14 protein-coding genes are annotated in these 13,363 nt (G+C 44.3%); 4 read left to right on the plus strand and 10 right to left on the minus strand.

The window, feature by feature from the left end; all coding sequences use genetic code 11:
- The first annotated feature begins 9 nt into the window (after positions 1–9).
- Positions 10–780 carry an SDR family oxidoreductase gene (locus HA494_09010; GenBank protein ID NHV97903.1) on the plus strand — a complete coding sequence of 257 codons (771 nt, stop codon included), beginning with the start codon at positions 10–12 and terminating at the stop codon, positions 778–780.
- A 26-nt stretch (positions 781–806) separates the two neighbouring features.
- Here HA494_09010 and HA494_09015 read toward each other — a convergent pair whose 3' ends face one another.
- Positions 807–2,030 carry a hypothetical protein gene (locus HA494_09015; protein NHV97904.1) on the minus strand — a complete coding sequence of 408 codons (1,224 nt, stop codon included), beginning with the start codon at positions 2,028–2,030 and terminating at the stop codon, positions 807–809.
- Positions 2,023–2,448, minus strand: coding sequence for a Zn-ribbon domain-containing OB-fold protein (locus tag HA494_09020; protein NHV97905.1), 426 nt, complete (start codon positions 2,446–2,448; stop codon positions 2,023–2,025). The genes HA494_09015 and HA494_09020 overlap by 8 nt, the downstream gene beginning before the upstream one ends.
- A 305-nt stretch (positions 2,449–2,753) precedes the next feature.
- Here HA494_09020 and HA494_09025 point away from each other — a divergent pair, with 305 nt between their 5' ends.
- The gene (locus tag HA494_09025) at positions 2,754–3,548 is read left to right on the plus strand and encodes an enoyl-CoA hydratase/isomerase family protein (protein ID NHV97906.1); all 795 of its coding nucleotides are present in this window, start codon (positions 2,754–2,756) and stop codon (positions 3,546–3,548) included.
- A 42-nt stretch (positions 3,549–3,590) separates the two neighbouring features.
- Entirely contained in the window at positions 3,591–4,412 is an 822-nt protein-coding gene (locus tag HA494_09030) for a methyltransferase domain-containing protein (protein ID NHV97907.1), read from the plus strand.
- Here the strand turns inward: HA494_09030 and HA494_09035 are convergent.
- The 5 genes from HA494_09035 to HA494_09055 form a co-directional block, all read right to left on the minus strand.
- Positions 4,409–5,722: a radical SAM protein gene (locus tag HA494_09035; GenBank protein ID NHV97908.1), complete on the minus strand. Its 1,314-nt coding sequence runs from the start codon at positions 5,720–5,722 to the stop codon at positions 4,409–4,411. The two genes, HA494_09030 and HA494_09035, sit on opposite strands and share 4 nt — an antisense overlap.
- A 203-nt stretch (positions 5,723–5,925) precedes the next feature.
- Positions 5,926–7,092: a VWA domain-containing protein gene (locus HA494_09040; GenBank protein NHV97909.1), complete on the minus strand. Its 1,167-nt coding sequence runs from the start codon at positions 7,090–7,092 to the stop codon at positions 5,926–5,928.
- A gap of 3 nt (positions 7,093–7,095) precedes the next feature.
- On the minus strand, positions 7,096–7,938 hold the full coding sequence (locus tag HA494_09045) for a MoxR family ATPase (protein ID NHV97910.1): 843 nt from the start codon (positions 7,936–7,938) through the stop codon (positions 7,096–7,098).
- 61 nt (positions 7,939–7,999) lie between these two features.
- Entirely contained in the window at positions 8,000–9,028 is a 1,029-nt protein-coding gene (locus tag HA494_09050) for a type II glyceraldehyde-3-phosphate dehydrogenase (protein ID NHV97911.1), read from the minus strand.
- A gap of 11 nt (positions 9,029–9,039) precedes the next feature.
- Positions 9,040–10,236: a phosphoglycerate kinase gene (locus HA494_09055; protein ID NHV97912.1), complete on the minus strand. Its 1,197-nt coding sequence runs from the start codon at positions 10,234–10,236 to the stop codon at positions 9,040–9,042.
- Positions 10,237–10,811: 575 nt separating this feature from the next.
- Between HA494_09055 and HA494_09060 the strand changes: the two genes are divergently transcribed.
- Positions 10,812–11,291: a hypothetical protein gene (locus HA494_09060; protein NHV97913.1), complete on the plus strand. Its 480-nt coding sequence runs from the start codon at positions 10,812–10,814 to the stop codon at positions 11,289–11,291.
- 3 nt (positions 11,292–11,294) lie between these two features.
- On the opposite strand, the gene HA494_09065 is transcribed toward HA494_09060, so the two are convergent.
- From HA494_09065 to HA494_09075, 3 genes are all read right to left on the minus strand, one after another.
- Positions 11,295–11,513 carry a hypothetical protein gene (locus HA494_09065; GenBank protein ID NHV97914.1) on the minus strand — a complete coding sequence of 73 codons (219 nt, stop codon included), beginning with the start codon at positions 11,511–11,513 and terminating at the stop codon, positions 11,295–11,297.
- A 2-nt stretch (positions 11,514–11,515) separates the two neighbouring features.
- Positions 11,516–11,722 carry a hypothetical protein gene (locus HA494_09070; protein ID NHV97915.1) on the minus strand — a complete coding sequence of 69 codons (207 nt, stop codon included), beginning with the start codon at positions 11,720–11,722 and terminating at the stop codon, positions 11,516–11,518.
- 188 nt (positions 11,723–11,910) lie between these two features.
- Positions 11,911–13,363: DUF4198 domain-containing protein (locus tag HA494_09075; GenBank protein NHV97916.1), on the minus strand; the 1,453-nt coding region annotated here is incomplete at its 5' end.

A 13,363-nucleotide genomic window follows, 5' to 3' on the forward strand; every position in this document is an offset into this window, starting at 1 on the left:
GGTAGCTGTGTGAAGGATCTTTTTAACATCGAAGGCAAAGTTGCTGTGATAATAGGCGGCGGTGGAGGTATCGGAAGAAACCTAGCTGAAGGCTTTGTGCAATACGGTGTAAAGGTGGTTATTGCCAGTAGAAATCTAGAAAACCTCAAAAAGGTAGCTGATGAGATCAGCTCAGCTTACAATGCTGAAGTCACGCCTCTCCAAGTTGATATAACAAGCGAGGAGAGCGTAGTACGGCTGAAAGATCAAGTGGTATCAAAGTACGGCACAGTCGATATTTTGGTAAATTCACAGGGATATAATGTGAAGAGCTCTGCGGTTGATTTCCCAACCAAAGAATGGGACATTTTATTTGACGTCAACGTCAAGGGCACGATGCTTACTTGCCGAGAGTTTGGGAAGGTAATGATCGAAAAAAAGAGAGGTAAAATAATCAACATCTCTTCAGTTAGAGGTGCTCGTGTTACAAAGTGGCCTGGCAACCTCGGTTATTGTACTACAAAGAGTGCAGTAGATATGATTACGCGGTCTTTGGCTGCTGAATGGGCTCCTTATAACGTCAACGTGAATGCCATCGCACCAGCCTGGGTAGACACAGGCTTTTCGCCAAGCCTCAGAGACCCAGCTCGCTTAAAGACTGCTTTAGAAAGTATTCCTCTGGGCAGGATTGCTACACCAAGAGATGTGGTCGGCGTATGTATCTTCCTCGCTTCACCAGCTTCGGATTACATAACCGGTCAAGTAATCTATGTTGACGGCGGCCTAACCCTGCTGGGTTGAAGCGCACCACAGCTATGTGAAGTGACCTACCAACCTTTTTCAAGTATTATGCAGCCGTATGCGCCATACGCACCATACGCGGCGCATACACCAATCTTTAGATTCTTTTTTGCTTGCCTTTCTTGAGCCTCCCCTCTTAGTTGTCTGAATAGTTCATGAAGCATCATAAACGCCTGGCTATATACTGATTCTCCGAATGATGCTGTTCCGCCGCTCAAGTTTACTGGTAGCTCTCCGTCGTGCCGTATCTGCCTCTTGCGAATAAGGTTGTCGGTTTCTTCCCTTTCCCATCCCATTATTTGGTCGATCCAATTTATGGTATGGAAGCAGCTCGTGTCGTGGCACTCTATAATATCAATATCTTCAGCGGTGATTCCGGCAATCTTATAGGCTTTCTCTATAGGCTTCCGCCATTCGGTGAAGGGCTTTAATTTCTTGTAAGTCGAGAAGACTCGAAGACGTGGCATCGGTTCACCGTAAAGAGGACCACCGACAGCTGAGGCAGCCACCTTAACGGGTTTATCTGTTATTTTCTTAGCTGTTTCCATGTCGGTTACTACAACCGCACCTCCACCGCTGCATGTAGCACATATCATATATAGGTGCAGGGGGTCACATACTAATGGTGACTTTAAGACTTCATCGGCTGTAAATATCTTCCTGTATCTAGCGTAAGGGTTTAAAGCGCCATATTGGCTGTGTATTTCCTTCACCAACGCCATAAGTCTCTTTATGTCTTCTACATCCTTACCCATCTCATAGGCGCGCCTTCTAGCCCACATTGCCCAATAAGCCGGATTTGTTGCACCAATCACTTTTATCGCTGCGGCATACGGATCTGGGTCAAGATAAGACTGCTCAGGTAGATAAAACCCTCTTGGAGAGTTATCTATTCCAGCAATAAGCACTTTCTTAATTAAGCCGCTCTTTGCCATAGAGGTTGCAGCAGAAAATGCGATTGCAGCGCTCGCGCAGGCCGCCGAAACATTCATACACTGAGCCTCTCGAATACCTATTCTCTCCGCCAATCTATGAGCAAAGTGCTGAGCACTACTGGTAATAAACGCTGGACTGTCGAATGGGATTGATGAAGTGTTGCAGATTATGGCATCAAGCTCGCCTGGTGTGAGCTTTGCCTCACGTAGAGCTTTAATCGCAGCTTCAGCAAGCCTATCCATAAGTAAGGGGGTTGGCTCCCCACTTGGAATCCAGTTAGTTATCGCAGCGCCAACAATTGCACATTCAGTCATTTCCAATCACCGGCTCGAAGAAATAGCTCAAATATATGTTTTGGTCGTCTTCGTACAGTTTGCCGATTTTCAGTCTTAACTTCATACCTATCCTCAGGGCTTTTTCGTCTTGAATATCTATTCTGCCAACAACGATCAAACCCTCGGGAAGCTCTACGGCGCCGACAACATAAGGTCCTTTATGGTATTGAAAGGGTTCACGTACCGAATATGCGTGAACGGTATAAGTATACAATGTTCCTTCAGGGCTCAAAACGTATTCTTCTACAGCCGCTGAGTGGTCACAGTCAGGATTATTACATACTGTCGATTTAGGGAACTGAATACTTCCACATTTTGGGCATCTGCTACCAATAAGCTGCGGCTTCTCAGAAGGCCATTTGAATAATCCCTCTATGATAGGGGCCTCCTTTTTCATATCCTTTACCTCACAGCAGAAGGCTGCGTTTTTCTGATTTTAAGTTTTCGCTTTTAAATAAGCTGTTAGAGACCTAATCTTATCTAGGGGCTAGCTGAGTACGCCAATACCTTTGGGAGAAGCGGGAAGCCCCACTAACTCTACAATGCACAGGACCAAAACATTATTCAGAACATAAGCTCTTTACAGAGCGGAGGGCTAATGGACACGCTTTTCATTCTGAAGCCTCTTCATAACTCGCCTCATTTTAAGATATAGAAAAATTAAATTAGTGGTTGATCGAGATTTGTCAAGGTGGGTTAGTAATGAGTTCAGAATTCAAACGTATTATCTATGAGAAAAAAGATGGTGTGGCTTGGATTACCTTGAACAATCCTCAGCGCTTCAACGCTCTAGATTACGAAATGCGTAAAGAGCTGAAGACGGCTTTAGAAGATGCGAGCAAAGATAAAAATGTCTTAGCAGTTGCTATTACAGGTTCAGGAAAGGCTTTCTGCGCTGGAGGCGACATCCAAGCTTTTGCGGAAATGAAACCTATTGAGGTTCTCGAATTATATAGGGAAGTAGGGACTGCCCTCGTCTTGGGGAAGATCATTAGGGATATGCCCAAACCAGTTATAGCTGCGGTTAATGGGTATTGCTTAGGAGCAGGATTTGAATTGGCTCAATCTTGTGATATAATATTTGCCTCTGATGACGCTGTTTTTGGTCAACCCGAGATAAGCGTTGGTCTTATCCCAGGTGGTGGTGGAACACAGAGACTCCCGAGGCTTATAGGAGAGAAGAAGGCTAAGGAGCTGATTTTTACTGGTCAAAGGCTTTCGGCTAAGGAAATTTCTGAAATGGGGTTGATAAATAAAATCGTTCCACGGGACCAGCTTATGGGTGCTGTTAAGGAGTTTATCGAAGAAATCAAGAGTAAAAGCTCAGTCGCCATAGCAGCCGCCAAAGAAGCGATAAATGCGGCGATGGAGATGAGCTTATCTGAAGGCTTCAAATACGAGGCTCAGATCTTCGCCCAGCTATTCAGCACAGAGGACCAGAAAGAAGGGGCAAAGGCTTTCCTGGAAAAGAGAAAGCCAGTTTGGAAAGGAAAATAATTACAGAAATGTTATAATATGCTATGTTGTAGCCCATCGCAGATGCCAAAAGAGGAAATCAAATTAAAACAGGAAGTCCGATCATTTTACGATAGGTTAGCGTCAGAAGGTACGGGGCAAACCTGCTGCGCTAGCTGTGCGCCCGAGGTCGGGACAGCTGATCTACTTTCGGTAGGGTATTCACCAAGAGAGATATGGGCCGTTCCACAAGAAGCTCGCATCTCTCTTGGCTGCTGTAACATTTCTGCTTTGGCAGATTTGAAGCCTGGAGAATGGGTTCTTGACGTTGGATGTGGTGCTGGTCTAGATGTTTTCCTATCCGCTAGAAAAGTAGGAAGGGAGGGGCTGGTTGTAGGTATAGATGTATCCACAAGCTTGTTGGGAAGGGCGAGGGTTGCGAAGCTAAAGTCGGCTCAAAATAACGTGGAGTTCTTTCTCTCGGATGCTGAAAAGATGCCTTATAAAGACGAGGTATTTGATGTAGTGATAAGCAATTGCGTTGTGAACCTAATTCCTAGAAAGCTCGAAGTCTTTAGAGAAATGAGTAGAGTGGTTAAGAGAGGGGGCAGAATCTGCCTTTCTGATATTATATCGATAGGCGAGCTTGATGAGGAAATACGTGAAAATACCAAGTTTTGGGCTGCTTGTGTATCTGGAGCGGTGGATGAAAACAGGTATTTGGCTTTTATTGAAACCGCAGGCTTTACGGATATTAAGGTCCTCTCTCGAAAAGTCTTCAAGTACGGCCCCGAAGATGTAAAAAGATTTGTAGAATACTTTAAGGGGGATGTGAAGGCTCTTAAAACAGCCCTATCCTTAGAGGGGAGACTGGGTAGCCTAACACTTATCGCCTATAAGGCTTAATATGAAAGTTCATTTGCGCTATTTCTGTATAAGCTTACACCTTCGGTTGATGTGTAGTTGTAGAGGCAGAAAGGAATGAGCTTCCCCTCTGGCGTTAGTTCGTGAATGCAGCATCGCTCAAGCCTGTGTACATCAGCGTTCCAAACATCCATCATAGCGTGTGAGCTCAAAGCGAAAAACCGGGCATTTGGTTCTGGTGTTGGGATGCAGCAAACATCTGGTGTGGAGCTGCAGCCGCAAAGGTCATTAAGTGTTTTCCTTAACTCTTTTAGCGCTGTTGTCATCTGAGCGGAATCGGTAAAAGATCTATAATATTCTTGTATATCTTGTTTGTCTATGAGTCTGCTTAGCGGCAAAACGCTTTTCTTACCGACTGTTAAATATGCCATTATTTGGCATCGTGGATCGGCGCAGGGAATGGGTAGGAAATCATCGGTTTTAATCACCCCACCACTCTGCTCCTCGATCAAGTGAGCTACATCATAGTTAGTTATTCGTTTCAATGGGTTTAACTGGGTTTTTGGATACCGTCCTTGCATAGCAAATGGTTGAAAGTTAACCCCGTTTACTCCCATCTTAAGTCCGTAGCGCACAATCTCCCAAAGTTGATGATCATTAACTCCCTTTACAGCAGTTACGGCCAAAACCACATTTAACCCGGCTTTCTTGGCGTTATATATCGCCTCCTCTTTGATCCTAAAAAGATCAGCCCCCCTTAATCGTCTATAAACATCATCGGTTACACCGTCGAACTGAAGGTATATGCCGTTCAGCCCTGCTTCTGCATATATCTTGGCTAGCTCTGGTCTTTTTGCTAGGGCGATGCCGTTAGTGTTAACTTCTACATACTTAAAGCTCAGCCTTCTCGCCTCTGCGATGAAACTCACAAGGTCTGGGTGTATGGTGGGCTCTCCACCTGATAGTTGAAGAGGCGTAGCTCTACCTTCGTGTGCCAAGAGCGAGATTAAAGCGTCCTTGAACTCGTCCATCTTTACCATAAAACCTCCCTTCGCCTGTGATGACGCTAAGCAAGTCGGGCAGCAGAGGTTGCAGTTTCCTGTGATTTCAAATATAGCTAAGCAGGTATGTTGCTTATGCTCTGGGCATAAGCCGCAGTCTAGTGGGCACCCCTTTCTAACTTCGGTGGCTGGGCTAGCGTATGGGGTGGTTTTGTGAACAAGTTTTGACGAAGCGAGATAACGTTCTGCTTCGCTTGAGATGAGGGCTAAAAACCTTCCATGAACAGCGCATACCTTATCAACATAAACAGATGATCCGTTAGTAACGAGTTTAGCCGGTAGAGGTTCCAAACATACTGGGCAAAGACTTTTTGTAACTTCTATCTCCTTAAGTTTCTCTGATAGATTGAGCATCGGTGCTTCACTAATTTTTATTTTGTCAGTAGTAGTATTTAATGGTTTCCAAGAGAGTAGAGATGCTAATTCAATAAATGATCTTTGGACCCTTACCCAAAGTATAACAAAAGAAGATATAAAATGTGATGTAGATCGGCTTACCTTTTTGCAACTAATCTTCTTATCCCTTCGGTCAACCCGTCTATTGTAAGGTGATACATGGGGAAGATTCTTCTTATCATACTTACAGTTGTATGATCCCAGAAGTACGGCTCAACCGGATTTAGCCAGATAGAGTATGGGAAGTGCTCCGCCACCATCTTCAACCAAACAATACCTGGTGTTTCGTTATAGTCGCTAATGTTAATAGCGCCGTAAGGCGATAGTAGTTCGCTTGTCGCCATCATAGCATCTCCAACGATTATGGTCTTGTAATCTGAATCTAAGGTTTTAAGGACAAGCTTCGTATTTACCCATTCTTGCCTCTCCATGTCTGTGTAGAGCTTATCGTATATGCAGTTGTGGAAGTAGTAGTACTTGAAGTCTTTAAAATGTGTAGCCGAATGGGCTGCGGTAAATAACCTGCTGCATAGCCCAGCATAAGGGTCCATAGAGCCGCCTACATCCATGAGTAGAAGAAGCTTAACAACGTTGCGGCGGCTACGTCTCCACTTTAGCTCCAGCTCTCCAGCATTTTTCGCAGTTGCGTCTATTGTTCCTTCTAGATCCAGTTCATCTGCCGGTCCTATTCTGCTTAAGATTCTTAGGGATTTAAGGGCGATCTCCATCTGTCTTACATCCAAAGTCACATCTCGCCGCAAGTTTCTGAAGCGTCTTTCCCCCGCGATTTTTAGCGCTCTAAGATTTCTTGATTCCCCACCTACCCGAATACCGGCTGGATGATATCCTGAATGCCCAAAGGGGCTTGTGCCGCCTGTACCGATCCAATACGAGCCTCCATCGTGCCTTGACTTTTGCTCCTTGAGCCGCTTCTCAAACTCCCTCATTAACTCCTCTAGGCTCATATTAGACATGGCCTCTATCTCCTCGTCTGTGAATAGTTCTCTTACGATTTGCAGCCACTCCCAGATTTCATTCCTAATTTCCAATGTATCCTCGAACCCACTGAAGTATTCTTGGAAAGCTTCGTCGTAGGCATCGTATAACGCTTCGTTCTTCACTAAGATTGCTCTAGCAAGGTAGTAAAAGTTTTCCAAGCTCGACTGAGCTAAACCCTTAGATAGAGCATCCATCAGAGTCATCCATTCGGTTATGGTAACAGGTATCTTATGCCGCCTAAGTGTATAGAAGAAGCCTGTGAACAAGGTTCAGCGCCTTAACATCCCGCTCTTGCCGAGATAGTGGTTTGCAAAGTAATGGTAATCGCTCTCCTTCTTTAGTAGCACGTTGACAAAAGGAACCTCTTTAGAAATCTTCTCTGGCGGAACTTCTGCGCTTAAGAGAACATATATCCAATCAAGCAACTCACTTGTAGATGGTTTCTTCTTCAGCTCATCGATCTCTCTAATCCTATAAAACGTTTTGATAGCTTCCTTGAGCAAGTCTTCACGTAAATTAGGGTAGTGAACCTTGACGATCTTCTCCATAGTATCGGGGTCTGGGAACTCGATATAGTGAAAGATACATCTTCTTAGAAAGGCATCTGGAAGCTCCTTTTCGGCGTTACTCGTTATTATGACTATCGGTCGATGCTTGGCCTTAATAGTTTCACCGGTCTCAGGTATATAGAAGGACATCTCATCCAGTTCGTTGAGTAGATCGTTAGGGAACTCCGGATCAGCCTTATCAATCTCATCTATCAAAAGAACGACTTGTTCCGGTGAAGCAAATGCTTCACCCAACTTACCGAGCTTAATATATTGCTTTATATCAGAAACATCTCTATCTCCAAATCTCGCATCATTCAGCCTCCTAACCGTGTCATATACATAGAGCGCCTCTTGCGCTTTAGTCGTCGATTTGACATTGAGCACGATTAGCTTTTTGCCAAGCGCCTTTGCGATGCTATGTGCTAATAATGTCTTTCCAGTACCAGGCTCTCCCCGTATAAGTAGGGGGCGACCTAATGCTATGGCGGCGTTGACCGCGTTCTTTAGCGCCTCAGATGCTACGTAGTCGCTTGAACCTTTGTAAACTTCAAACCTCTCCATGGTCTATGTGATACCCCTTTATCTACCCTTATAAAACCTCTACTTTTCCTAAAGACTGATGTCAGGGTATAGACGACTTTATCCCTAGCGTAGCATTTGTCTTCTCTATAGATTGTTCGCTGGAGGCGAGGTTGAACATCGCTCTTATCGCATCAATGTTCTCTGGTATAACGATGGCTTCCTGATGCACACCCATGAAGAGGTAGAGTTCGTAATCCTCTAGGGTAATCGAATCTTCCCATATTATGTTCTCAAATATGTCGCTTCTTTCCCGTCCTATCTCTCGCCCTATATCGTATGCGTGGGCTGTGGACTTCACTCCGAGTTTGCTGTTAACTAAGAGTATTCTTGGTGTGCGTCGAAGCACATCCCTAACTCTTTCCGCCGTGACTGTTCTATCCTTTAACTGAACGATCAAGCTGTGCAGATGCATATGTGTAGTAGGAACCTTTAGAGCCATCGTAGTTATGTTTATGTGCGGTAGAACCGTCTTCACATCAGGACCGTGATGGGAAGGGAGGGTGACTGGATCTAGCACGACAGCATCTATAGGTCCTCGACTGATTTCATCCGGATCAGCAGCCCTCCTAGCTATCACAACCCTAGCCTTTTCAACACCAAACGCTAGATCCAAAGCATTTAAAACCCTGCATAAGCCAGTCGTGTTGCAAGAAACGACTCTTACAAATTGTCTGCCTAATGCTTGGTTATAGTTGCATTGTGCAACAAAAGAGAAGCCTGTTAACTCGTGTTCTTCACCACCTTGGAAGATCGCCTTCTTAGATGCTTTGGCATACATTTCTTTATTCTGGGGCCCAACATCTCCAGGTGTTGCGTCCACGATGATGTCAGCCTCTTTAACCATATCAACTACTGTACCGGAAACCTCTACCCCCATCTTTCTAAACTTCTCTACACTTTTTTCATCGGTGGTGAAGAGTTTATAGCCCTTATCTAAGGCGAAGAGCGCTTTGTAATCTGGGATTACTTTACATACACCTACGAGCTCCATATCATCTTGCTTTGCTACTGCATCAGCCACTCTACGACCTATCACACCATAACCATTAATAGCAACTTTAACCTTCATACAAAATCGCCCTATCTGCTAGAGCGCCAACGCTTCGCAGCTCTATATAAGGCTTCTATCAGTGGGAGCTTCTTACCAGCTAAGTAGAGCACCAAAGCGCCGCCTGCTGTACTTACATGATCGATCCACTCCTTAATACCAAACTTTTGTAGAGCGGCGCTCAGATGACCACCACTTACAATGGTTGTAGCAAAAGACGATGCCATAGCCCTGAGGAGCATCTCAGTGCCGTAGCTAAACTCTTCACGCTCGAAAAAGCCTGGAGGGCCGCTCATAAATACAGTCCCCGCACCTCGTATAATCTTAGAGTAGTTTTCCACCGTCTTATGCCCTATATCATAAACTTGATCGTCTTCCCTAAGATCTTCAACTCTAATCTCTACCCTCTCTCCGCCTCTATCGACGGCTACGTCTGTTGGGAACTCAAAGACATCTGGGTATTCGTCGAGTAAGTTTTGTGCCTTTTTTACATACTGCTCCTCCTTGTCTACGCCTATAGGGGTCTTCAGCTTCCCTTTTGCACGTAAGAAGACGTTCGCTAACAAGCCGCTGAGAAGGACCTTGTCGGCCCTTTTATTTGTGATAAGTGTCTCTATGGCTTCGATTCGGTCGGAGACCTTGGCGCCACCTAATACTGCAACATAAGGGGCCTTTGCGACCGTAAGAATTCTGTTAAGTGTCTTTAGTTCTTTGACGATGAGGCGTCCGCCGCAAGTCGGAAGAATCTCGGCGAAGCCGACTATTGATGGGGATGAGCGATGTGCTGTTGGGAAAGCATCTAAAACACACGCATCTAAAAGAGGAGCAAGTTTTTTGACAAGATAAGTGTTAACAGCAGCTTCAGGCGTATATTCCACATTCTCCTCAGCAGTAAACCTAAGGTTATCGAGCAGTAAAACCTGGCCGTTCTGAAGCGAAGATATGGCTTCTCGAGCGGCTGGGCCAAAGACATCATCAACAAATTTAACTTCTTTGCCAAGGACTTTGGATAAGGCTTGAGCGTGTTGATCCAACGGTACATAATCGTATCTACCAACTCTACCTTGATGTGAAACAACCACCACTTTAGAGTTAGATAGATCCTTTACTGTGACTGCTGCTTCCATTATCCTATTAAGCTCAAGCAGCTGATGTGTTTTAGGGTCGATGGGTGTGTTGATATCAACTCTTACAATCACTGTCTTACCATCAAGATTCAGATCCTCAATAGTTAGGAGCGTATCCCCCGCAGTAGTTAAATTGCTTCCGCCTAGAGACGTCAGGATTCTTCCCTCCACATTCAAGTAGCCTCTAACTATATTAAAAAGTATCGATGCCAAACCTTGTATCTTTAGCGTTTCGACACCATGCTCTTTAGGCCACAAAAATCACCACATGAGCCCACCTAAGCGCTAAGTCCGCCTAGTGATAGATCCGTATAATTCGACTTAAATCAGCTGCGATGTTGCTAATGTACAGATAGATATCACTAATCAGCATTAGTAGAAAATGATCAACATCATTTAATCAAACAGTATACTAACGACTTTAGTTATAGAAAAAGATCAATCAGTAATCGGTCTGACTCGGCAGATTACTTATGAAGATGCATTAAGAAGTTTCTACCAAGCTCGTCTATGATGCCTCAATCCTTGAATGATGTATACATCTTGTATGTTGGCATGATGTATACTCTTTGCAACCATGTTTGTTAGGATTCCTTCTTATTACAAATAAGAAAAGTAAGATAGTTATGCTCTCACTAAACCTTTTTAAGATGGACAACCCTAATTTATCTTAGGATATGAATAAGATATATACCCTAACGTCATTTTTGGTATTATACGCTCTTCTCTTCTCTATGCCTATCGTACAAGTAGCTGCTGAAAGTGATCGACATTCATTCGCTTTTTCGGCGAGGCATACTTTCGCTGTACCTGGAGCTGCGTTTAACACTTGGCAAGGTTCTGGCTTGATTAAAGATGGCTACGCTTCTGGAAGCGGTTTCCTTAAGGCCTCATATCTCGTAAGGGGAACTTGGCGGGAATACGAGGCGGATTTCGTCTTCACAGGCGGTTTCCGATTCCTAGACTCAGATAGGCTTCTGCTTGATGCGACGGTCATTAAGAGCACCATAACGTCTTTCCAATCAGGTGCAAGCTTTCAGATTCTACTTATTAGAGGTGGGAAACCTCCAGAAGGGAGCGTCTCTTATTTCATTCCTTCTTTAGATTTACATTGTGAAAGTGGGTCTCAATCACCGGCGGTTGTTGTAATAAATTAATAGCTAGGTCTTTTTGCCGCCTCTTCTCATTACCCCTCTCAGACCCTTGTACGCCAAATAGATTATTGTGAACGCTGCCAAGATGATTCCTGCATATAGGCTGATCGCTGCCGCTATGGCGACTGGTTCCATACTCTCCCTAACAAACGTTAATAGAAAGAAAATCACAAACCATATGACGCCGAACAGAGCCCAGATATTCCTTATTGTCGAGATGTTCATCATTACCACCTCTTCTTATCTCTCCAAGCAAGTAGCAGAGCTATGATCACGCTGTAGGCTATGTAATAAGGTGTTAGGTCGCCTACGCCTCCTATAAATATAGGTATAAGCCCCCAGCGTAAAACAACGACACTCAACTGTTCCTGCATCTTAAGTATTTCTTGAGTCCCGTATGTTGGTCTACCAACTTCCGTTACACTGGTAAACATGGATAAGATAGTGGGTGACAGCAGCATAATAAAGTACCAGAGTACAATAAATAGGATAAATGCGGCTATAAATATCGCGATCGAGCTTATTATCAAATTAATATGGCTTCGTTTGATACTGCTCATTTCGACACCTTAGACACCATGGGGTCGCATATAACTTTTACCCAAGCTGCAGATTGCCTACCTTACGTCTCAGTAGAAAGTTCTAAATCTTCGGGTCTTGAAGCTGAGCTCTTCTTCTTAAAGAATCTAATCAGGAAGACGCTAACAATAATCGACGTAGCGACTAAAGAGGTAATCAAAGGATTCTTCTGCCAAAAGGATAGAGTGGTGATAGACTGATGGAGAGGTAGGGGAAGCACTTCAATGCTAAGGGAGGCTAACGTCGAACTATAACCCTTCTTTGTTGCGACTACATTTATGTACACTACTCTGGCCTCTTCGTCACTCTTAAGGATCAGCCGCCCTATTCCATTCTGATCAGTTGCGTCAGCCTTTTTGAGCACAACCCCACCTACTATATTCCAGCTAAGGGTAGCATTCTCAATAGGTTTATTCTCGCTACTCACCAAAGCGGTGACTTCTAGAATATCATCAGCATCAAATACTGATGCATTGGTGCTTAACGCTATAGAGAGAGGACGAGGCTTAACGTTAATGCTTAAACTTCCATTAGAAGCAGTATATCCCATCTTCTTAACATTATAGTAGATTGTTACCTTTGAAGGCTCGCTACTCTGGAAGAACGCTTTAACTTCCCCCTCTTTATCGCTTTGATTGCTCTTCACCCTTATATTTCCTTGTGAGGGCTTGAGGGTCACTAAAGCGCCTTCTATTGGTCTACCGTCCTCGGTAACTTTGATCGAAACATCAGCTTCTTCGAATGCTTGCACCTCTGGAGGCGCTTCAACTTGAACGCTTAATGAACGAGGTTTTATCGAAACGCGAAGCTCAGTCTCAGCCACCCGAAATCCGGGTTTGGAAATGAGCGCTTTTATCATATACTCCCCTTCTAGCGGCGTAACAAATATCGCTTTAGCTACACCTTCTGCATCACTTTTTGGTGAGGCGTCTAGGAGTGGTGCTGCTGTAGACCACGTGACTTCTGCGCCACTGAGGGGTTGTCCCTCAAATTGAGCTTTGATGTAAATAGTTAGATGATCATACGTGTAGATTTTAAGAGGGGTGGCGTACATTTTTACTTCTGGTTCAAGTAGAACGAGAGATAGGGTCTTGACAGATGATTGTAGCCCCTCTGAATGTGCTGTGATCTGCGTAATTCCTTCTTTATAGCTTTTTTTGTAGTAGGTGGATGCAAATGTGCCATTTTTTGGGATGATTAAAGAAGACGGGAGTGAGCCTATCTCGATGTTGGAAGATGAGAGAAATATGAGGGTATCGCGTGGGGCGTTAGCGGGGTATCCATACATATCCTGCAGCATTATGAATATGTTTTGTGTAGTGGAGTTGTCGGCTATAACTACCGATGGTTCTATACTCAGATAGATTTTTGAGGCACCGACTTTGAATGTCGCTATCTTAGCTGTTGCTGAAGCGAAGTTGGTTGCTGTAGCCGTGATATCAGTGTTCCCAAGATCTGATGTAATGTAAAAAGAAGATAGAGCATAATATTGAGAC

This window comes from Nitrososphaerota archaeon (assembly GCA_011605775.1).
Taxonomy (GTDB): domain Archaea; phylum Thermoproteota; class Nitrososphaeria; order Nitrososphaerales; family JAAOZN01; genus JAAOZN01.